The organism is Williamsia muralis (assembly GCF_051487485.1).
GTDB classification, from domain to species: Bacteria; Actinomycetota; Actinomycetes; order Mycobacteriales; family Mycobacteriaceae; genus Williamsia; species Williamsia muralis_B.
In genome coordinates, this window is record NZ_JAHVCV010000001.1 from 653,998 (window position 1) to 675,074 (window position 21,077).

Consider the following 21,077-nt stretch of genomic DNA (forward strand, 5'->3'; position numbering starts at 1 on the left):
CGCGCTCGGCGGCAGATCTGCGGCGTCGGGCGGGGTCCGAGATTTCGCCGAGGCATGAAAGTTTCAATCACTTGACTTACTTGGTCGCTGCGTACATGGTGGAAGACGCCGCGATGCAGTCATCGATGAACCGCGGGCGGCCCTTCACCCGAGGACTCGAGGAAACGAATGGCGAGTGGCAACACCGGCACCAAGTCGGCCCGGGCAGCGGAGACGCGCGAACTGATCCTCTCCGCCGCGGAACGGCTCTTCGCCGAGCATGGGGTGTTCGCGGTCTCGAACCGGCAGGTGAGTGAAGCCGCAGGCCAAGGAAACAACGCTGCGGTGGGGTATCACTTCGGCACCAAGACCGACCTCGTTCGCGCCATCGTGCACAAACACGGGGTCGGCATCGAACAGCATCGCGCACGGTTACTCAACGAGGCAGGGGACTCACCCGATGTCCGGGATTGGATCGCCTGTCTGATCCAGCCGCCGATCGACCACCTCGCCTCCCTCGGAAGCCCCACCTGGTACGCGCGGTTCAGTGCGCAAGTGCTCACCGATCCGACATTGCGCGACATCGTCTACAACGATTCGCTCACCTCGCCATCGCTTCAGGAGACGTTGCGCGGCATCGGCAATCGACTGCCCGAGCTGCCTGCCGAGGTCCGATGGTTCCGTGCCGACATGGCACGGCAGTTGTCGGTGCACATGACGGCCGAGCGTGAACGGCGTCTCGTGGATGCACCCGACGACGAGTCGCTGGGCTGGGACGACTTCTCTGCCGATCTGCTCGATGCCATCGTGGGGATGTGGCTGGCTCCGTCGTCTCGCGGGGCCGAGTAGTCCGGCTGGGGGTCCGGTCAGATCGCGCGACGCATCATCGAGTAGGTGCGCAAGAGCACGGCCACCGCCTGCTCCTCGGCCGCAGACCCGCCCATGAGGCCGGCCTCATGAACCTGGCGAAGGCGTCGATCCAGCTCGGCAGCAACGGTATTGCGGTCAGCAGTGGGCGGCAGGCCGATCCGCCCCGCGATACCCGAGCCGATCAGGATCTGCCGTAACTCGCCGACCCAAGGCGACTCGGGGTCCGATCGGGTCAGGGCGTGCATCGCCTTGAACTCGGCCATGGTGTGTGCCTGGGGGGTCTGACGAACCTGACGCAGGTACGACCGGATCTGCCCGCCTGCAGGATGCGTCAATGCCAGATGCTCGATCTCGGTGCACGCCCGCACAGCTCGCGTGATGAGTACCGACCGGGTGAGATCGAGTTCGATGTTCGCCCGGAGTTCATCGACGCCCGAACGCTGCTGCAGCCATGAGTTGACCGCGTGGGCGCCGCGCGGCGCGAGCTTTCTGGCGTGCCGTAAACCGTACTCGCCCAGCAGGTCCAGCAGTCGGTCGCGCTCGGCGTCGGTGCCGATGGGCGGGGTTTCTGCTTCCAGCCAGAGCTCGAGTGCCGTGTCGGAGAGCCCGGCCAGAGCTGCCAGTGCATCGGCGTCGGATTCGGTGAACTGGCCGGTCTGCGCCGTCTGCGCCAACAGCCCGGCGACCGGCTGCACCGTCAGCAGGCTCGCCGACATCGATTCGGCGATCACGGCGGACTGTGCTCGTGCCGCGTCGATGGGATCGACATCGCCGAATGCGCCCTCGCCCAGGGTATCTGCCTTGGCCAGGGCCCCGATCGTGTTGACCGCCGAGAAACCCAACTCGCGCAGGAACTGCACTTCGTCGGCGCGCGGCGTCGCATCGAACAAAAAGATCGCCGCATCAGCGTTCACCGACGCGTCGCGGGTCTGCCCGAACCCGTCGATCAGTGCGCGGCGGGTGGCCTGCTCGTTACCGGTGGTGATGGTCGCCAGTCCGGGGGTGTCGATCAGTACCATGCTGCGCAGCAGCCGGCTCGGCAGGAAGCGATCGAGATAGGCGACCTGATCTGTCGGACAACCCAACTCGGTGGGTCTGCCGTCGACCAGCCGGACGGGGTGCCGAGCACCGCCGATCTTCACCGCCTCGGCGCGCGCCGGCGCCCCGTCCTGGTACACCGCAACAACCTTGGTGCACTCGGTGGCCGCGGTGTCGGCCACCAGGTCGCCGATCAGGGCATTGACGAGTGTGGACTTGCCGGCCTTCACCCGTCCGACGACCACCACACGCGGGGGCGCCCAGAGGGTGTCGCGGATCTGAGCGGTGCTGCGAGCCAGGGGACGGTCGATACGCGCGATCTCTGCCAGTGCCGCGGTCAGCTGATCACGGAGAGCATGCGGACGGGTCCGCCGCCCTTCGTGGGGCCGGCTCACGGGGTGTCACCGATGGAGGCCGGCTCTGTGCCGAGTACCGGATCCTTCTCGAGAGCCACATGCTCGCCCAGGTCCACATCGCTGCGTCGGGCATCGGCTTTGAGCCCGGCGATGGCCGCATCCAATTGCTCGATGAGAGAGACGATCTCGGTGAGTCGGCGGGTCAGGCCGCGCACCCTCTTGTCGCGGGTGGCCTTGTCTTCCTTTGCCGCCTCGGCTCCGGCGTTGATCTGTTCGGTGATCTCATCGGTCTGGGCTCGCAGGTGACGGCGGTAGGCCACCACGATCTCGGGGCGCGCGGTGGCGACGGTTCGGTCGATGACACGCAGGGTCGACTTGTTGGCGAGCGACAGTGTTTCGCGGAGCCAGGTGATGAGGTGCTGGCGTCCGTTGCGCATGGCGCGGTAGCCCAGGTTCACCGACAACCAGACGCCTCCGGCCACGAGCCCGATCGGCAGCACGGCCGCCATCGCGAGGCTGCCGAAGATCGCGCCGCCGACCATTCCGCCGGTCAGCAGGTTGGCGCCCATGAAGCCCATCATCATGGCGCTGGGGTCGACGACGTCTTTCCACTTCCGTTGCACCTCTGGGGAATTGATGTCCTCGGCGACCAGCGTGCTCGCAACGGTGTCCATGATGTCTTCCCAGTGCTCGTCGTTGCCGAACAGCTGGGAGACGATGTGGTGCAGCGATGTCGCGAAGGTGTCGAACGCCCGAGCCGACGCGGCTTGGACGTCGGACATGATGGCGGCGGTGAACACCTGTGGTTGCTTGCGCAGGATGCGCCACCCCTCGCCGTTGATCCGCGCGCTCCAGTCCTCCTTGATCTTGTTGAAATCGGCGTCGAGCACGGCCACCGCCCGCTGACGGGCGAGGGTGATGTCGCGGGAGAGGTGCTGGTCCCACTCGGTGCCGTGCTCGCGAAGAGCCTTGAGCTGTGCCTTTTTCTCGTTCAGGTCGTCGAGTGCGCTCGAATTGCCTTGCACCACAGCGATCTCGGTGTCGAGGCGGGTTTTCATCCGATGCATGCCGCTCAGGCAGACCTGCAGTCCGTCGAGTTGTGGCGCGATCTCGGCGTTGTCCAGCAAGTCGGTGATGGCGTCGCGCAGCGCAGGTATGCCCGAGGCCGTGAGGATCTCCTCGCGGGTGTCCGCAGGTTCGGTCAATGCCGCGAGCGCACGTACCCCGGACACCCCGATCACCTGGACATCGCGACCGAGTCGGCTGCGGACTATCGTCCTGTTCTCCTCGGCGATGGTTCGCCAGTTGCGGCGGTTCTTGTCGATCTTCGTCATCGCCACCACCACCGACCCGGAAGTCTCGGTAGCGGTCCTGAGGAACTCGATCTCCGGTGCCGTCAGGGGAGCGGCGCTGTCACACACCATGACAATTGCCCCGGCGCGGCGGGCGGCGGTCAGTGCCAGGCGTGCGTGGCGTGGGTCCAGGCCGCCGGCGCCGGGTGTGTCGACGAGGGTGAGGCCGGGAAGGTGCAACGGGTCGACGGCAACCACGGCCTCGGTGGGCAACGCCTCGATCGTGGGGTCGAGCACGTGGCGGCCACCCATCGTCACCCATTCCGGGAGCTGGTCGACCGGGATCACCTGATCGGAATCGCCGAAGACCAGGCGGGCGGTGCCGGCCGCCAGCGTGTCGTCGGGTGGCGAGAACCACACGCTGGCGCTGGTGGTGATGTCGACACCGACGGGTGCGAGGTCGGCCCGGCCGATGAGCGAGTTCACCAGGGTGCTCTTGCCGCGCTTCACCTCGCCGACGAACACCACCGCAGCTGCCGAGTCCGCGGCGTGGAAGCGGGCCTTCGCCAACTCGGCGGCCTTTGTCTGTCCGTACTTGCGCAGCGTCTCGGTCGCAGCGGACAGGGCTTCGGCCGCGTGGGCGGTGGCACCTGCATTCACGGTCACTCCAGATTCGATCGAGTACAAGGGTCAGTCGATGGATCGGTTTCGCTGCCGATAACTCTGCCGTATCCCGGGGTGTCTGCGACATTTATCAAGTGACCGACATGAGCGAGCGTGACCTGGTACTACGCAGTCAAGAAGGCGACCAGGCGGCTTTCGGCGAACTCGTTACCCGCAACCGCGACCAGATCTGGGCCGTCTGCCTACGGATCACCGCCAACCGTCACGATGCCGAGGACGCCCTGCAGGACGCGCTGATCGCTGCCTGGCAGAACATCGGCAAGTTCCGTGGCGATTCGAAGTTCACCAGCTGGATGTACCGGATCGCTGCGAACGCCGCACTCGCGGTGATCCGCAAGCGTCTCGACACCTCCGCAGACGGTCCGCCGGAGTTCGAGTCGGCTGCGCCCCGGATCGATGCCCAGGTGACCGACGTCGACCGGGTTCGCACCGCGTTGGCCGCGCTGCCGCTCGAGTTCCGTGAGGCGATCGTGCTGCGTGAGTTCGGCGATCTCTCATATCAGGAAATAGCCGACCAGCAGGGGGTGGGCGTGCAGACTGTGAAGAGCCGGATCAACCGGGCTCGCGCCAAACTGCTGGAGATTCTGCAAGATGCCTGAGGCAATCCCCGCCACGATCGACACCATTCCTGCCACCGCCGAGCCCGAGGATGCCCTCAATCGCTTCGCATTCGGCCTCGACGCCGCCGATCGAGGTCTGCTCGAGTCGGCATTCACCGACGACGTCTTGTTCGACGTCAGCCAGGTCGGCGACGAGGACAGTGGATTCCCGCCGATCGAGGGTCGCGAGTCGGTGGTCGGGATGTTGCTGATGTCGATGGGACCTCTCGACACCATGCACGCACTGTCGAACTTCCGGGTTCGCGTCGACGGTGACCGTGCCGCCCTGAACTGCTACGCGATGGCCCAGCATTTCCGCCCGGGTGAAGGGCCATCTCGGCACACCACCGACCAGGTGATGATGGGCAACAAATACGACGCCGAGCTTGTCCGCGACGGCGACATCTGGCGGATCAAGCGCCTCACCATCGTCACCGTGTGGTCGCAGGGCAACCCTGACGTCCTCATCGACCACCTGCGCTAGCCCCACCCCCTCCCCGATGTTGTGCCCTTATGGCGGACTCGACCTGGGGTTTTGGTCGCCAGAAGGGCACAACATGGGGTTCACAGGGCGAGGTCGTCGCCCGTGGAGTAGTCGTCGGTGAGGTCGGGGCCGAGGGAGAAGTCGGTCGCATCGCCGTCGAGGTCGGCGTCGTCGGTCTCGAAGACATCTCCTTGGGAGTCGACATCCCCGCCATCGATACCGACAGCGACATCACCCTCGGTGGAGCTGTCGTCGTTGTCGGGCACCAGTTCGTCGAAACCGGAACCGTCGTAATCGAAGGCGGCTTCGAGACTCTGGTCGAAGACCGCCGGGTCAACCGCGTCGTCGGCGGCGATCTGCGAAAAGATGTCGCTGAGCGGGTCGTTTGGGCTGGTCACGGTACTTCTCCTCGGTCGTGGGTGCCGCTGCGCGGGCGGCGCGCGGCATGTTGGTCGGTGATAGGAGTGCCGTGGACCCCGGAATGTTCCCCAGAACACCCGCTTTGTTGTCCGTGCATGGCCCGTGGCGGGTCGGAGCTGCGGGGCCGGTCCGTTACGCTGAACACCCGTGACCCCCGACAGCTCCAGTTCCGATACCACCTCAGGCTACGACCTCATCATCGTCGGATCGGGCTTCTACGGACTGACCATCGCCGAGCGTGCCGCGACCCAGCTGGGCAAACGCGTCCTGGTTCTCGACCGCCGCTCGCACATCGGTGGCAACGCGTACTCCGAGCCCGAGCCCACCACCGGTATCGAAATCCACAAATACGGTGCCCACCTGTTCCACACCTCGAACAAGAAGGTGTGGGACTACGTCAACAAGTTCACCGACTTCACCGGGTACCAGCACCGCGTCTTCGCGATGTACCAGGGGCAGGCCTACCAGTTCCCGATGGGGCTCGGCCTGGTGTCGCAGTTCTTCGGGCGGTACTTCACGCCGGACGAGGCGCGAGCCCTGATCGCCGAGCAGTCCAGCGAGATCGAGACCGACAAGGCCGCAAACCTCGAAGAGAAGGCCATCAGCCTCATCGGCCGTCCGCTCTATGAGGCCTTCGTCAAGCACTACACGGCAAAGCAGTGGCAGACCGACCCCACCGAGCTGCCGGCGGCCAACATCGCGCGTTTGCCGGTGCGGTACACCTTCGACAACCGCTATTTCAACGACACCTACGAGGGACTTCCGGTCGACGGATACACCGCGTGGCTCGAGAACATGGCTGCCGACGACAACATCGAGGTGCGGCTGAACACGGACTGGTTCGATGTTCGCGACGAGCTGCGGGCACAGAGCCCCGACGCGCCTGTTGTGTACACCGGCCCGCTGGACCGCTACTTCGACTTCGTCGACGGCGAGCTGGGCTGGCGCACACTCGATTTCGAGACCGAGGTCCTCGAGACCGGCGACTACCAGGGCACCCCGGTGATGAACTACAACGACGCCGACGTGCCGTACACGCGCATCCACGAGTTCCGCCACTTCCACCCCGAACGTGAGTACCCGGCCGACAAGACGGTCATCATGCGGGAGTTCAGCCGGTTCGCCGAGAGTGGCGACGAGCCCTACTATCCGATCAACACCCCCGAGGACCGCGAGAAGCTGAACGCCTACCGGGCCCGGGCCAAACGCGAGACCGCGTCGAGCAAGGTGCTGTTCGGCGGCCGGCTCGGCACCTATCAGTACCTGGACATGCACATGGCCATCGCGAGTGCGCTGACGATGTACGAGAACACGTTGGCGCCGCATCTCGAAACCGGTGCGCCGCTGGCGGAGACGCAGCCAGAGGCGGAGCCGGGCTCCACCAAGGCCGGCTCGACCCCACCGGAGAAGGGTAACTCTTGACAGTCACCACTGCAGCCGAGCAATCACAGAATCCGCAGACGTACGACGCAGCCAAGAACCTGCTGCAACGCGTCATCCTGCCGCGCCAGGGCGAGCCACTCGACGTGCGTTCGCTGTACCTGGTGGAAGCCACGAGCAACGCCCGTCGGGCACACGCTCCCACCCGCACATCGGTGGTGCTCGGGGCCGAGACCGAGGTGAGCTTCGAGACCTACTTCAACGCCTTCGCCGCCTCGTACTGGCGTCGGTGGACTGTCCTGAAGTCGGTGGTGCTGCGGATCGAGCTCGTCGGCAAGTGTCGAGTGGACGTCTATCGCTCCAAGGTCGACGGTTCGCGTATCGCGGTCGACGGCAATCTGGTGCCCGTCGACGAGAACGGCAAGGGCGCCATCGAGTTCGAGGTGGGACTCGAGCCGTTCGAAGACGGCGGATGGATCTGGTTCGACGTCACCACGGACACCGACGTCGAGGTGACATCGGCCGGCTGGTACGCACCGATCGATCCTCCCGTCGGTCCGGACACCAAGCGCGTCACGGTTGGTATCCCCACCTTCAACCGCCCCACCGATGCGGTCAATGCCCTGCGGGCCCTGACCTCCGATCCGTTGGTCGACGAGGTCATCGATGCGGTGATGATGCCGGACCAGGGAACCAAACTGGTCACCGAAGAGGCCGGATTCGCCGAGGCCGCAGCAGCATTGGGCGACCGGCTGCACATGTTCAAGCAGGGCAATCTCGGCGGCTCGGGCGGTTACTCGCGCATCATGTACGAGGCCCTCAAGCTGACCGACAGTCCGTACATCCTGTACATGGACGACGACATCAGCATCGAGCCCGACTCGATCCTGCGTGCGCTGGCGATGTCCCGATTCGCCAAGTCGCCCATGCTCGTCGGTGGGCAGATGCTCAATCTGCAGGACCGCAGTCATCTGCACTGCATGGGTGAGGTGATCAACCACGACACCTTCATGTGGACCAGCGCGCCCTACGTCGATTACGACCACGACTTCGCGCAATACCCGCTGCGCGACCGCGACCGCTCCAAGAACCTGCACCGTCGCATCGATGTCGACGGCAACGGCTGGTGGATGTGCATGATCCCGCGGGAGGCCGCCGAGAAGGTCGGCTTGCCCATGCCGCTGTTCATCAAGTGGGACGACTGGGAGTTCGCCCTCCGCGCGGGCAAGGCGGGATATCCCACCGCCACCATCCCGGGCATCGCGATCTGGCACATGGCCTGGAGCGACAAAGACGACGCCATCGACTGGCAGGCGTACTTCCATCTGCGTAACCGCCTGGTCGTCGCGGCCATCCACCACGACGGGTCCATCGCCGGGATCCTGAAGTCGATGGCGAAGGCAACCGCCAAACACCTGCTCTGCCTTGAGTATTCGACGGTCGCCATCCAGAACGAGGCGATCCGCGACTTCCTTGCCGGCCCCGAACACGTACGGGACCTGTTGCCGACGGCGCTGCCCAAGATCGCTGCGATGCGCAAGGAGTACCCCGATGCGGTGGTGCTGCCTTCGGCCACCGAACTACCGCCGACCACCGGTGAGGCCACCGCGTACGGCATGACCATCCCGCTCAACCCGGTGGCGAAGATCCGTTCGCTGAGCGCGAGCATCGTCAATAATCTGCGTCCGGCCGATCCTCGCCATCACGAGGTGCCGCAGGCCAACTATCCACCGCTGCAGGCCCGTTGGTTCAGTCTCGGCCGGGTCGACGGGGTCACGGTCACCACCGCGGACGGTCGGGGAGTGGTCTACCGGCAGCGTGACCGCGACAAGATGGTCGCGCTGGCAAAGGAATCAGCTGCCCTGGTTCGCGAGCTGAAGGCCCGGTTCCCCGAGATGCGGGAGACGTACCGATCTGCCCAAGCCGACCTGGTCAGCAAAGAGAGCTGGGAACGTGTCTTCGGAATCGACTGATACGTATCCCGCGGCGTTCGCGCCGATGAGTGGCGAGACCAAAGTCCTTGTGGCTGTACAGAATGTGTTCGTGGACAAGCCGGGTGCCGTGGCTTCGGCACGGGCACTGTCGCATTTCGGTGAACACTCACTGGGCTGGCTTGCGGTCGCGGGCACAGGTGCCGCCATCGCGCAGATCCGCGGCGACGACCGTGGTCGGAACCTGTGGGTGGCCGCGGGTGTCGGAGCCTTCGGCGCCCATGCCGCCTCGGTGGTGCTCAAACGCATCGTCAGGCGCAAGCGCCCCGATCATGCCGACGTGAAGATCGGGGTCGGGACGCCCAGCAAGCTGAGCTTCCCATCCAGCCACGCCACATCGACCACCGCCGCGGCCATCCTCATCGGCCGCGCCGCCGGATTGCCTCCTGCCGCCCTCCCCGCTGCGTTGGTTCCGCCCATGCTGCTGTCGCGGTTGGTGCTCGGCGTGCACTACCCGACCGACGTCATCGGGGGTGCGTTGATCGGTGCCGCCTGCGCGGCCGCGGTCGGTGCCGGTGAAAGACTGACGAGAACAGAGAGCCGAGGAATGTTGTGAGCGAGGAGCCGATCGAGCACGACGTGGTGCGCGGCCCGCCGAAGAATCTGGCGACCGGTCTGGTGAGGGCTGTCCGCCCGCGGCAATGGGTCAAGAACGTCCTGGTCCTGGCTGCACCGGTGGCAGCCGGAGCGGTCGACGAACCCGACATCCTCGCGCGGACGGCCATCGCGTTCGTCGCGTTCTGCTTGGTCGCCTCGTGCATCTACCTCGTCAACGACGCCCTGGACGTCGAAGCCGACCGCAATCACCCCACCAAGCGCTTCCGCCCCATCGCGGCCGGGGTGGTCCCGGTCAAGCTGGCGTTTGTGCTCGCCGTCGTGCTCGGTGTCGCGTCGATCGGGATCTCGTTCCTGGCCAACTGGCAGCTTGCGGTGGTCATCGGCATCTACATGGCCATTCAGCTCGCCTACTGCTTCGGCCTCAAACACGAACCCGTCATCGACATCTGCATCGTCTCGTCGGGCTTCTTGCTCCGTGCGGTCGCGGGTGGCGTGGCCGCCGATCTACCCAACGGTCTGTCCAAGTGGTTCCTGCTGGTGATGACCTTCGGTTCGCTGTTCATGGCGGCCGGTAAGCGGTACGCCGAACTGCAGCTCGCCGAACGGACCGGCGCGAAGATCCGCAAGAGCCTCGAGTACTACACCACCACCTACCTGCGCTTCGTCTGGACATTGTCCGCAACCGCGGTGGTGCTCTGCTACGGCATGTGGGCCTTCGACACGGACGGCGGCCACGACGACAACGTCTGGTACGCGCTGTCCATGGTGCCTTTCACCATCGCCATCTTGCGATACGCAGTGGACGTCGACGGTGGTCAAGCGGGCGAACCCGAAGAAATTGCGCTCGGCGATCGTGTTCTCCAGCTGCTGGCAATCGCGTGGATAGTATGCGTGGGTGTCGCGGTCTATGCCATCAGCTGAACGGCGGCCATCAGCGGAACACCGGCCGGCAGTTGAGAATCGGCCGGTAGCTGAACCACGCGTGCTCGGCCGCAGCGTCAATCCGGCCACCGTTTCACTGTGGATCAGTGCTGTCGTGGTCGGCGCGATCTTCGGTTACGGCGCATGGCAGCGCCGGTGGATCGCCGACGACGGTCTCATCGTCTTGCGCACCGTCCGCAACCTGTTGGCCGGCAACGGACCCGTCTTCAACGAGGGGGAGCGTGTCGAGGCCAACACGTCGACGGTGTGGACGTACCTGATCTGGTTCTGGAGCTGGATCACCGACGCCCAGACCGAGTACGTCGTGTTGTGGATAGCCCTGGTCCTCTCCATCTCGGCCGTCCCGATCGCCATGTACGGCACCGGTCGGCTCTATCGCATCCGCAAGGGATCCGGCCCGGTCAACCCCGGCTGGATGTTGCTGCTGCCTCTTGGAGCGCTGGTCTACATCACGCTCCCGCCTGCGCGTGACTTCGCCACCAGCGGTCTCGAGGTCTCCCTTTGCATCTTCTGGGCAGCGGTCCTGTGGTGCCAGCTGGTCGCCTGGAGTCAACGGCCTCTCCCGGATCGCGGCACCCTTCAGGGACGCAAACAGGTGGTCACCACCCTGTTGCTCGGTTTCAACGCGGGCCTGGCCCCGCTGATCCGTCCCGAACTCGCCCTCGTCGGCGGCCTCGCGTTACTGCTTGTGGTGTGTGCGCCGATGACGTGGCGGATGCGCTTCGCATTTGCCGCTGCAGCCGCGGTGGTTCCGGTCGGTTACCAGATCTTCCGGATGGGCTACTACGGCCTTCTTGTTCCGAACACTGCCGTGGCCAAAGACGCCTCGGGGTCGAAGTACGAGCAGGGCCTCAAATACCTGGGCAACATGTTCAGTCCTTATGTACTTCTGCTTCCGCTGGTGGTCGCAGTGGTCGCGGCGGGTCTCGCCTGGTACCTGCAGACCCAGCGGGTGCAGGTGCCGGACTCCGGATCACGTTCAGGCCAAGTCGATCTGGCGAAGAACCCGGCACAGACCGGCTGGCGCGATCGTGCCGGCGCCTGGAGTCGCCGACTGCAGAGCCCCGCGGCGGTGGTGGCACTCATCCTCGTCTGCGGATTGCTCGAGAGTTTCTACTGGGTACGTCAGGGCGGCGACTTCATGCACGCCCGAGTGCTGCTGGTCCCGCTCTTCTTGTTGATGCTCCCGGTGATGGTGATCCCGATCGCGCTGCCCGCGGGGGTCGGACGTGGTCACCTCGCCGGTTGGGTCGGCACAGTGGTGATGGCCGGGCTGTGGATCACCACGGTGGTCTGGGCGGCTTCCACGTCCCATGTGGCCGGGATGAAGAACGGTACCGAGATTGGCAGGCAGGGCATTGTCGACGAGCGGCGCTATTACATACAGAACATCGGGGTGGAGCACCCCGTCACGGCTGCCGACTACCTCAACTACCCGCGTATCCGCGCGATGGTCGAAGAGATCGCCGAGCACAGCGACACCGGTGGGGTGTTGCTGGCGTCGCCGAACTACGACGAGTGGTACTTCGACCCGCTACCCGTCCCGCCACCGCCCGGAGTCCCCAAACAGCTCACGGTCTTCTACCTCAACCTCGGTATGACGAGCATGAACGCGCCGCTCGATGTGCGGGTGACCGACCCGATGGGCCTGTCGTACCCGATCGCGGCGCACACGGACCGGCTTCCGGATGGTCGGATCGGACACGACAAAGACCTCGAGGACGAATGGGTGATCGCCGAGTCCGGCGCGTGGTCGAGGTATCCGGTGTTGCCGGCGAATCTTGATGCCGACCACGTGCAACAGGCGAAGGTCGCGCTGACGTGCAAACCCACCCAGGACCTCATCGCCTCGTACTCCCAGCCGTGGTCATTCGCCCGCTTCAAGCACAACCTGCGTCAGGCGGCCGGTTTCACCTCTTACCGGATCGATCGGATCCCCGAGTACGAACTGCAGCGGTGCAAATTACCCATCCCGCCGCCGCTCTACCCCCGGTAGGAATCCCACATGCTGTGCAATCGCCCACATTATTCTGAGATTTCCCTGAGAATCGACGTCGGACGGCGGGTGAACTCACCGAGCCCGCAAAACCGCAAAAGCCAAGGTCTCGAATGTGTAACGCGGCGTTTCGCATGTCCGATAGTTAGGGAGAGCACGGATTTGGCCTGGTCAAGTGGCCAACCCAGGCTGGAGTGGATCCGGTCACAGGGTTTGTCAGCAGGGGATGCATCTAATAGGCTCCGTTCGGTTGCAGGACGGCATCGCCAGATGACCGCCAAGCTGTGTGGCACCTGAAAATTTTGGTGCCGATTCAAGACCCTCGTGGCCGTGGTTCGAGATGGAACCAGACAAGGCCCCGCTGCTGGACAGAGAGAGAGTTGTATTCGATGCGCGTAAGCACACCGTCGAGGCGAGTGGGGATGGGCAGACGCCTCATCGCTGCTTTCGCCGCACTGGCGACCATTGCCGGAGTCGGGGTTGTTGCCGGCACCGGCACAGCCAACGCCTGGGGCACCGGTAACGGATTCCAGCAATGGAACGTCGACGGCTGCGGGATGCCGTCCGTGAAGGTCCGGTCCTGGTCCAAGGCCGGCAACTACAAGACGGTTGTGCTGCTCGACGGCCTGCGCGCCACCTATGACGTCAGCGGCTGGGAGCACGAGACCAATGTGCAGAACATGGTCAACAGTGGCGTCAACGTGGTCATGCCCGTCGGCGGACCCGCCAGCTTCTACAGCGACTGGAATGCGCCGAGCAACTTCAACGGCCAGCCGTACAAGTACATGTGGAACTGCGTCATCACCAACACCCTGGTCAAGGGCATGGACGCACGCGGCCTCCGCGTCGGCCCCGGCGGCAAGTACGCCATCGCCGGCATCTCCATGGGTGGCAATGCCGCCCTGGTGATCGGCGCCAACAACAAGCAGAACTACTCGCACGCCTTCTCGATGTCGGGCTACCTGAACCTGTCGGCACCGGGCATGAAGTCGGCCATCCGCGTCGCGCTGCTCGATGCCAACGGCGGACCGTGGAACGCGGACAGCATGTGGGGCCCTCCGTGGAGCACGCGCTGGTACGACAACGACCCGTTTGTGCAGATCACCAAGATGCACGGTCTGAAGGTCCGCGTCGCGTCGGGTAGCGGCATCCCCGGCGGCTACAACCAGAACGAGAACGCGGTCAGCATCGTGCAGGGAGTGCCGCTCGAGGTGCTGTCGCTCGCCCAGACCCGCGCGTTCGAGGTCCAGGCCTTCGTGAACCGCGTGAACCTCACCACCGACTACCCGGTCACCGGCACCCACAAGTGGGGCTACTGGCAGGACATGATGTGGCGAGCACTGCAGCAGGGCTGGTTCCGCGGATAATCGTGGTGACATCCCTCTAGTCACAAAATTCACACCTGTCACAGGTGTGGCAACCTCAAAACAGAACGTCCTACGTGTAAGAAACACGTAGGACGTTCTGTTTTTGTCTGCCGGTCCGCCTTGATCCGGGCTTCGTCCGGGTGACAAAGGGCAGCAGAGCAAGACCACAGTGGTGACGGTGACTTGAGGAGTAGAGGTACATGCGGCAGAGATTTGTGCGCGGCGCACTGGGACTGATGGCCGGCGCGGTATCCGTGTGCACAGTGCTGGGTATGTCCTCGACCGTTGCGGTCGCCGCCCCAGCACCGCAGAGTCCGGTGGCGCCTGCTGTGCAGGCTCCCGCTCTCCAGGCGCCGGCGCCGGTGCCAGGGGTCAAGATCACCAACACCTTCTGGTACTCCGACCGCCGCGTGGCGATGTGGGTGTACTCGCCCGCGATGGGCACCAACATCCAGGTTCAGCTGCTGCTCGCCCGCGACTGGAACTACCGTCCGGCGAACAAGTTCCCGCAGATGTACATGCTCGACGGACTCCGGGCCCAGGAAGATCAGAACGGCTGGGTCATCAACACCAACATCGAGGACTTCTACAAGGACAAGAACGTCAACGTTGTCCTGCCCGTTGGTGGCGAGTCCAGCTTCTACACCGATTGGGCCGAGCCGGACAACGGCAAGAACTACCAGTGGGAGACGTTCCTGACGAAGGAACTCCCACCGTTGCTCGAGAATCAGTGGCGCTCCACCGACGTGCGCGGGGTCGAAGGGCTGTCGATGGGTGGCAGCGCCGCGATGATGCTCGCCGGCCGCAATCCGGGCTTCTTCAAGTTCGCCGCATCGTTCTCGGGCATCTTGCAGCTCAGCTCCTTCGGGATGCCGCAGGCGGTGCAGTTCGCGATGAACGACGCCGGTGGATACGACTCGAGCAAGATGTTCGGACCGCCGACCAACCCGGCGTGGAAAGAACACGACCCGTACCTGCTGGCCGACAAGCTCAAGGGCGTGAGCCTGTACGTCTCGTCCGGTAACGGCATGGTCGGTCAGTACGACACCCCGTCGACCATCCCGTACCTCGCGACGAACTACGCGGGCGTGGGCCTCGAGGTGCTGTCCCGTGTCACATCGCAGCAGTTCGCCAGCAAGCTGAACCAGCTCGGCGTCCCGGCGCAGGCGGTCTACCGCGCGTCCGGAACCCACACGTGGCCGTACTGGCAGTTCGAGATGCAGCAGGCGTGGCCGCAGGCCGCAGGTGCACTCGGCCTCGGGGTCGACAGGCCGGCGTGCTCGACCGGTGGCGCGATCGCACCCGTCTACAAGGCCAACAAGAAGGCGCTCGAAGAGTGCCTGACCCCCGAATACGACGTGCCGGGTGGACGCGCGCAGGACTTCCGCAACGGCCGGATCATCTGGTCGGCGAAGACCGGCGCCAAGGTTGTCGGTGGAGGAATCGGCGGCGCGTACGTGGCTGCCGGAGGCCCGGGCGGATGGCTGGGGTTCCCGACCAGCGATGAACTCGCGACACCGGACCGGATCGGACGCTTCAACCGCTTCCAGAACGGCAACATCTACTGGACCGCGAAGACCGGCGCGCATGCCGTCGGCGGCGCGATCCTGGCCGACTGGGGCAAGGCCGGTTACGAACGTGGACCGCTGAAGTACCCGACCGGGGATGAGATCGACACACCCAACAAGAAGGGTCGGGTGCAGGCATTCCAGGTCGGCGGCTACTACTGGACTCCGGCAAACGGTGCCCACTCGGTCCAGGGCAAGATCATGGACAAGTACGCCACGCTCGACTTCGAGGGCGGCTGGCTCGGATTCCCGAAGACCAACGAGATCGGGTTGCGCGACGGAGGACGGTTCAACGCATTCGACGGCGGCAACATCTACTGGACGCCGGCCAAGGGTGCTTTCGCCATCCCACTCGGACCCATCTATGACGCGTGGGGCAAGGCCGGATTCGAGAACGGCAAGTTCGGCTATCCGGTCAGCGACCAGATGAACATCACCGGCGGTTACCGGGTGAACTTCGAACGCGGCGCCATCGAGGTCGTGAACGGGGTCGTCACCGCCAAGTGATTCCTCAGGTGCCTTCTGTAGCCTTGCGGAGGTATTCAGGGCGCAGAGCGCGAATTCCGGCGCGCAGCGCGGGGTGTCCGGGTCGGCCTGGCGGAGCGTTTTCGGTCCGCCGGCTCACCGGACCCCGCCGTGTCGCCCGGCGAGAAGACACAAGGAAGTGACATGACAGGCAACATCATTCGGGTTGTGACCGCGGGTGCCGCGCTGCTCATCACCGCAGCGCTCGCCACCGGTTGCGGCGACGATTCGACCGCGTCGGCGCCGACTGATTCGGTGAGCACCACCAGTAGTACGGCGAGCGCCACCAGCAGCGCTGCGCCGTCGTCGGGCGCCTCGACGGCCACGTCGACCGAGGCAAGCAGCGACGGGCAACCCGACGACACCGAGGGTCTTCCCGAGACGGGTCCGCCTTCGGCGAATGTGCCCGAAGGCGTCGACGAGAACGACAAGACCGAGGACTACCTCGCGGAATTGAAGAAGCAGGGCGTCGAGTTCCCCAACGACCCCGACAACGCCATCGCGCTCAGTGCTGCCTCCGCGGTCTGCCAGGGCAAGGAGCAGGGCGCCAGCCCGGCCGACATCAAGGTGATCGTGGTACCGCTCGTGGGCTCGGGCACCACCGACGAGGCCAAGGCGCAGGCCAACGCCGACAAGGTGATCAAGGCCGCCGAAGCCGAATACTGCTGACGGTCGCCGACATGACAACCACAAAGCGGCCGACATGACACGTAAGAAGCGAAGTCGGGGACGCACGTTGCTGTTCGTCGTCCTCGGCCTGGGGATCCTCAGCGTCATCGCGGTGATCCTGGTGATCATCCTGATCATCAACCTGCTTCGGCCCGACCCGGGCCAACCGGGTGGGCCCTCACCGGCGCCGCCGTCGTCGGCTGCGCCTCGACCCACCGCGCAGCCCGCCGATTGCCCGGACGTCCAGGTGATCGTGGTGCCCGGTACGTGGGAGTCGGCATCGAACGACGACCCCTACAATCCGACAGCGAACCCGAACTCGTTGATGCTCAAGGTGTCCGGGCCGCTCGCAGAGGAGTTCGACAGCTCGCGGGCCGACGTCTACACGGTGCCGTATGTGGCCCAGTTCCGGAATCCGACCGTGCTGACCGACCGACAGATCGACTACAACACTTCACGGACAGAGGGCACCAGCAAGGCCCGCGCCAAGATCACCGAGGTCAACCAGAAGTGTCCGCTCACGAGCTTCGTCCTGATGGGCTTCTCGCAGGGAGCGGTCATCGCAGGTGACATCGCGGGTGAGATCGGTAACGGTCGAGGGCCGGTTGCTGCCGATCTCGTGGTGGGCGTCGGTTTGATCGCCGACGGTCGCCGTCAGCCGAATCAGGTGGAGACGGTAGGTCCCAATCCTCCCGGCGTCGGTGCGGAAATTGCTCTCGACATCCTCCCGATTCCCGGGATCGACCTGACCGGGCCACGCCCGGGCGGGTTCGGCGAGCTCACCGACCGCACGTACTCCCTTTGTGCGCCAGGCGATCTGATCTGTGATGCACCCACCATCGCCAACCCGATCGAGGGCATCAGCAAGTTGATGGGTGCCGTCAACAACCCGGTACACGCGATGTACAACACCACTCGGTACTGGAGCGACGACGGTGAGCCGGCCACGGAGTGGATGACGGACTGGGCACGTGACGTGATCGACAAGGCGCCTTTCCCCAAGCACGAATGAGCCCGCCGGACCGGATCGAGCGCATTTTGCGCTGATCAGGTGCGGAAGTATCGTCTACTGCCGAGCCGGGCCCGTAAGGCATGGGCGACGACCACCGGGCATGTTCGACAACCAGGAGACTTGCGATGACTTCAGCCGAGGCCGCACCGGGCCCCCGTAAGTTCCGGTTCGGAGCAGGTGGCGAGGGCAACCGTGACGAGGGTGGGGCGCGTAAGTTCGTCAAACTCGCGCAGACCGCCGAAGAGTACGGATTCGACACGTTCGCCGTGCCCGACCATCTGGGCAACCAGGTGGGGCCGCTCGCGGCCCTCGGTGCACTCAGCCAGGCCACCGACCGGATCCGGCTTGCCACCTCGGTGCTGGCCAACGGATACCGGCACCCGGCCCTGCTGGCCAAAGAGGCCACCACCATCGACGTGCTGTCCAAGGGTCGCCTGGAGCTGGGGATCGGCGCGGGCTGGATGAAAGAGGAGTTCGACAAGGCCGGTATCGAGTTCGAGTCGCCCGGCGTCCGGATTCGCAGGCTCGATGAGTCGCTGACCATCCTCGACGGACTCCTGCGCGGCGAAGAAGTCAACTTCTCCGGAGAGTTCTACAACATCAAGGGTCTGGTCGGCAGTCCCCGTCCGCGGCAGGGTCCCCGGCCTCCGATCGCGGTCGGCGGCGGCGGGCCGAAGATGCTGGCGCTTGCCGCCAAGCACGCCGACATCATCTCGGTCGCGACGGGCACCACGCCCGACGGCCGGCTGCGGCTGTCCGACATGACGATGGAGAAGACCATCGAACGTGTGGACCGCATCCGTCAGGCGGCCGGCGACAGGTTCGACGAGATCGAACTCAACTGGACCATCGCCACGATTGTGATCACCGATGATCGCGAGGCGACCGCGGAGATGGCGCTGGCCGCACTCGACCAGGGCTATCCGCCGAACATCGCCATGGACGTCAAGTTGTCGGTCGACGACATCCTGGCCTCGCCGTACCTTGCTTTCGGGTCGTTCGAGCAGATCGCCGACCAGATCCGCGAGGTGCGCAGGCGAACGTCCATGTCGTATGTCGGGGTGTTCCCGACGCAGATGGATGCCTTCGCACCGATCATTCCGATACTCAAGGGCGAGTAGCCACATTCGTGGTCGCGAAAGCGTAGGTTGTCTCACGACCCGTACCCAAGGCGAGTGGTACTGGCCGGTAAGATGTGGAAGGTTTGGCTCGGGTCGGCGGCGACCGCGAGTCCTATTTGGCTTGACAAGAAAAGTAGGGAACGCTGTTGGAGACGAGGCGTGTGGCATCGATGAAGCACATGGTGCCGCGCGCTGAGCTCGACCGTTCACAGGTGACGCAAGCCGAACACAAGGTGGATCACCCCGCGGACACACTGTCACGCAGGGCTGGTGACCAGATTTGTGTCTGGGGCGTCGAGGTCGCGATCAGGAGTACGAATGAACAACGAGTTTGACCAGTTCTTGGACGAGAACGGAAATCTGTTCTTCGACGACGACGTGACGCTGGTCGACTACGTGGAACGCAATGTCATCGAGCAGGCCGAGACCCTCGCGTACCGCTTCATGGACTACAGCCGCGAACGCGACGGCGAGCCGATCGACCTGACCTGGGCCGAGTTCGGCAAGCGGCTTCGTGCCATCGCCGCGCGGCTGCAGCAGGTCACGCAGCCGGGCGACCGGGTGGCAATCCTGGCCCCGCAGTCGCTGGAGTACGTGATCGGCTTCTTCGGGTCGCTGTTCGCGGGCAACATCGCGGTTCCGCTGTTCTCGCCGGACGAGCCTGGTCACACCGACCGGCTCACCGCGGTGCTCGCCGACTGCAAGCCGAGTGTGATCCTCACGGCAACCAAATCGGCCGAGGCCGTCCGTGACTTCTTCAAGCCGCTGCCTGCGAAGGAACGCCCTCGCGTCATCGCCGTCGATGCGGTCCCCGATTCGGTCGGCGACACGTGGGTCAAGCCGAAACCGGCCCTCCACGATGCGGCCTATCTGCAGTACACCTCGGGTTCCACCCGGGTGCCCGCCGGCGTGGTCATCACCTATGAGTCGGTGGCCGCCAATGCACTGCAGATGATCGATGCGATCGAGTTCGACCACAACTCGCGCGGCGTGACGTGGCTGCCGATGTTCCACGACATGGGCCTGCTCACGGTCATCCTGCCCGCGCTGGGCGGCAAGTACATCACCATCATGAGTCCGCAGGCGTTCGTCCGGCGGCCCGGCCGGTGGATCAAGGAGCTGGCCGCCATCGCCGATGGTGCCGACACGTTCGCCGCCGCCCCCAACTTCGCATTCGAGCACGCCGCTGTGCGTGGCGTCCCGAAGCCCGGTGAGAAGTTGGACCTGAGCAACGTCATCGGCCTGATCAACGGCAGCGAGCCGGTGACGGTCAGCTCGATGAAGAAGTTCAACGAGGCCTTCGGTCCGTACGGACTCCCGAAGACCGCCATCAAGCCCTCGTACGGTATGGCAGAGGCCACGCTGTTCGTGTCGTCGACCAAGCGCGAGAACGAGGCGAAGGTCATCTACGTCGATCGCGCCGCACTCAACGAGGGCCACTTCAAGCTGGTCGACCAGGATGCGCCGGGCGCGGTGGCCCAGGTGTCGTGTGGGCAGGTCTCGGTGAGCCAGTGGGCCGTCATCGTCGACTCCGAGACCGGCACCGAGCGTGCCGACGGCCATGTGGGTGAGATCTGGCTGCACGGGATGAACATCGGCCACGGATACTGGGGTCGTCCGGAGGAGACCGAGGAGACGTTCAACAACGCCCTCGCGGCCCCACTGCCCGAAGGCAGCCACAGCACCGGTTCGCCCCAGGGCGCCAAGTGGATGAAGACCGGCGACTACGGCGTGTGGTTCGAGGACGAGCTGTACATTACCGGACGGGTCAAGGACCTGGTGATCGTCGACGGCCGCAACCACTACCCGCAGGACCTCGAGTTCTCGGCGCAGGAAGCCAGCCCGGCTCTGCGGCCCGGCTTCGTTGCCGCGTTCGCCGTGCCTGCCAACGAACTGCCCGAGGTGGTGTTCCAGAACTCCGCCAGCGGACTCAAGTTCGACGCGGACGACGCATCCGAGCAGCTGGTGATCGTCGCCGAGCGTGGACCGGGCAAGAAGGTCGACCCGCAAGAGGTGGCCGACACCGTGCGCGCGACGATCGCCCAGCGACACGGCGTGATGGCACGCGATGTGCTGATGGTTCCGGCGGGCTCGATCCCACGTACCTCCAGCGGCAAGATCGCCCGACGGGCATGTAAGGCGGCGTACATCGACGGAACTCTGCGCGGTGGTTACCAGCAGACGGCGTTCCCCGATGCGCCACACGAGAATCAATAGTCTGGACTA

Annotated in this window: 17 protein-coding genes; 14 read left to right on the top strand and 3 right to left on the bottom strand. The window is 65.0% G+C overall.

Annotated features, from left to right (window positions below):
• The first annotated feature begins 168 nt into the window (after positions 1–168).
• Positions 169–828: a TetR/AcrR family transcriptional regulator gene (locus KXR83_RS03255; protein WP_437423564.1), complete on the top strand. Its 660-nt coding sequence runs from the start codon at positions 169–171 to the stop codon at positions 826–828.
• 17 nt (positions 829–845) lie between these two features.
• On the opposite strand, the gene KXR83_RS03260 is transcribed toward KXR83_RS03255, so the two are convergent.
• Together KXR83_RS03260 and KXR83_RS03265 are read right to left on the bottom strand one after the other, a co-directional pair.
• Positions 846–2,282, bottom strand: a complete 1,437-nt coding sequence (locus KXR83_RS03260; RefSeq protein WP_437423565.1) for a GTPase — start codon at positions 2,280–2,282, stop codon at positions 846–848.
• Positions 2,279–4,195 carry a dynamin family protein gene (locus tag KXR83_RS03265; RefSeq protein ID WP_437423566.1) on the bottom strand — a complete coding sequence of 639 codons (1,917 nt, stop codon included), beginning with the start codon at positions 4,193–4,195 and terminating at the stop codon, positions 2,279–2,281. The genes KXR83_RS03260 and KXR83_RS03265 overlap by 4 nt, the downstream gene beginning before the upstream one ends.
• Positions 4,196–4,302: 107 nt before the next feature.
• Here KXR83_RS03265 and KXR83_RS03270 point away from each other — a divergent pair, with 107 nt between their 5' ends.
• Positions 4,303–4,818, top strand: coding sequence for an RNA polymerase sigma factor (locus tag KXR83_RS03270; RefSeq protein WP_062794739.1), 516 nt, complete (start codon positions 4,303–4,305; stop codon positions 4,816–4,818).
• Positions 4,811–5,302, top strand: coding sequence for a nuclear transport factor 2 family protein (locus KXR83_RS03275; RefSeq protein WP_437423567.1), 492 nt, complete (start codon positions 4,811–4,813; stop codon positions 5,300–5,302). Before KXR83_RS03270 ends, KXR83_RS03275 begins: the two co-directional genes overlap by 8 nt.
• A gap of 80 nt (positions 5,303–5,382) precedes the next feature.
• On the opposite strand, the gene KXR83_RS03280 is transcribed toward KXR83_RS03275, so the two are convergent.
• On the bottom strand, positions 5,383–5,700 hold the full coding sequence (locus tag KXR83_RS03280) for a hypothetical protein (protein ID WP_437423568.1): 318 nt from the start codon (positions 5,698–5,700) through the stop codon (positions 5,383–5,385).
• Positions 5,701–5,869: 169 nt separating this feature from the next.
• Here KXR83_RS03280 and glf point away from each other — a divergent pair, with 169 nt between their 5' ends.
• From glf to fadD32, 11 genes are all read left to right on the top strand, one after another.
• Positions 5,870–7,144 carry a UDP-galactopyranose mutase gene (gene glf, locus KXR83_RS03285; protein WP_437423569.1) on the top strand — a complete coding sequence of 425 codons (1,275 nt, stop codon included), beginning with the start codon at positions 5,870–5,872 and terminating at the stop codon, positions 7,142–7,144.
• On the top strand, positions 7,141–9,075 hold the full coding sequence (locus tag KXR83_RS03290) for a glycosyltransferase (protein ID WP_437423570.1): 1,935 nt from the start codon (positions 7,141–7,143) through the stop codon (positions 9,073–9,075). The genes glf and KXR83_RS03290 overlap by 4 nt, the downstream gene beginning before the upstream one ends.
• A complete protein-coding gene (locus KXR83_RS03295) occupies positions 9,056–9,649 on the top strand; it encodes a phosphatase PAP2 family protein (RefSeq protein ID WP_437423571.1) in 594 nt (197 codons plus the stop codon). Before KXR83_RS03290 ends, KXR83_RS03295 begins: the two co-directional genes overlap by 20 nt.
• Positions 9,646–10,572: a decaprenyl-phosphate phosphoribosyltransferase gene (locus KXR83_RS03300; protein ID WP_437423572.1), complete on the top strand. Its 927-nt coding sequence runs from the start codon at positions 9,646–9,648 to the stop codon at positions 10,570–10,572. The genes KXR83_RS03295 and KXR83_RS03300 overlap by 4 nt, the downstream gene beginning before the upstream one ends.
• The gene (gene zomB, locus KXR83_RS03305; RefSeq protein ID WP_437423573.1) at positions 10,559–12,589 is read left to right on the top strand and encodes a flagellar motor control protein ZomB; all 2,031 of its coding nucleotides are present in this window, start codon (positions 10,559–10,561) and stop codon (positions 12,587–12,589) included. The genes KXR83_RS03300 and zomB overlap by 14 nt, the downstream gene beginning before the upstream one ends.
• Before the next feature lie 422 nt (positions 12,590–13,011).
• On the top strand, positions 13,012–13,956 hold the full coding sequence (locus KXR83_RS03310; protein WP_437423574.1) for an alpha/beta hydrolase: 945 nt from the start codon (positions 13,012–13,014) through the stop codon (positions 13,954–13,956).
• A 200-nt stretch (positions 13,957–14,156) separates the two neighbouring features.
• The gene (locus tag KXR83_RS03315) at positions 14,157–16,031 is read left to right on the top strand and encodes an alpha/beta hydrolase-fold protein (protein WP_437423575.1); all 1,875 of its coding nucleotides are present in this window, start codon (positions 14,157–14,159) and stop codon (positions 16,029–16,031) included.
• Between the two features lie 162 nt (positions 16,032–16,193).
• The gene (locus KXR83_RS03320; protein ID WP_437423576.1) at positions 16,194–16,718 is read left to right on the top strand and encodes a DUF732 domain-containing protein; all 525 of its coding nucleotides are present in this window, start codon (positions 16,194–16,196) and stop codon (positions 16,716–16,718) included.
• A 34-nt stretch (positions 16,719–16,752) separates the two neighbouring features.
• Entirely contained in the window at positions 16,753–17,730 is a 978-nt protein-coding gene (locus KXR83_RS03325) for a cutinase family protein (RefSeq protein ID WP_437423577.1), read from the top strand.
• 125 nt (positions 17,731–17,855) lie between these two features.
• The gene (locus KXR83_RS03330; RefSeq protein WP_023954845.1) at positions 17,856–18,851 is read left to right on the top strand and encodes an LLM class F420-dependent oxidoreductase; all 996 of its coding nucleotides are present in this window, start codon (positions 17,856–17,858) and stop codon (positions 18,849–18,851) included.
• Between the two features lie 318 nt (positions 18,852–19,169).
• A complete protein-coding gene (fadD32, locus tag KXR83_RS03335) occupies positions 19,170–21,068 on the top strand; it encodes a long-chain-fatty-acid--AMP ligase FadD32 (RefSeq protein WP_437423578.1) in 1,899 nt (632 codons plus the stop codon).
• Positions 21,069–21,077: the final 9 nt, after the last annotated feature.

What these genes read in the sequence shown, in the direction of transcription:
- KXR83_RS03255 (WP_437423564.1), top strand. Translation starts at nt 169, where the DNA reads ATGGCGAGTGGCAACACCGGCACCAAGTCGGCCCGGGCAGCGGAGACG.
- KXR83_RS03270 (WP_062794739.1), top strand. Translation starts at nt 4,303, where the DNA reads ATGAGCGAGCGTGACCTGGTACTACGCAGTCAAGAAGGCGACCAGGCG.
- KXR83_RS03275 (WP_437423567.1), top strand. Translation starts at nt 4,811, where the DNA reads ATGCCTGAGGCAATCCCCGCCACGATCGACACCATTCCTGCCACCGCC.
- zomB (WP_437423573.1), top strand. Translation starts at nt 10,559, where the DNA reads ATGCCATCAGCTGAACGGCGGCCATCAGCGGAACACCGGCCGGCAGTT.
- KXR83_RS03310 (WP_437423574.1), top strand. Translation starts at nt 13,012, where the DNA reads ATGGGCAGACGCCTCATCGCTGCTTTCGCCGCACTGGCGACCATTGCC.
- KXR83_RS03315 (WP_437423575.1), top strand. Translation starts at nt 14,157, where the DNA reads ATGCGGCAGAGATTTGTGCGCGGCGCACTGGGACTGATGGCCGGCGCG.
- KXR83_RS03320 (WP_437423576.1), top strand. Translation starts at nt 16,194, where the DNA reads ATGACAGGCAACATCATTCGGGTTGTGACCGCGGGTGCCGCGCTGCTC.
- KXR83_RS03325 (WP_437423577.1), top strand. Translation starts at nt 16,753, where the DNA reads ATGACACGTAAGAAGCGAAGTCGGGGACGCACGTTGCTGTTCGTCGTC.
- KXR83_RS03330 (WP_023954845.1), top strand. Translation starts at nt 17,856, where the DNA reads ATGACTTCAGCCGAGGCCGCACCGGGCCCCCGTAAGTTCCGGTTCGGA.
- fadD32 (WP_437423578.1), top strand. Translation starts at nt 19,170, where the DNA reads ATGAACAACGAGTTTGACCAGTTCTTGGACGAGAACGGAAATCTGTTC.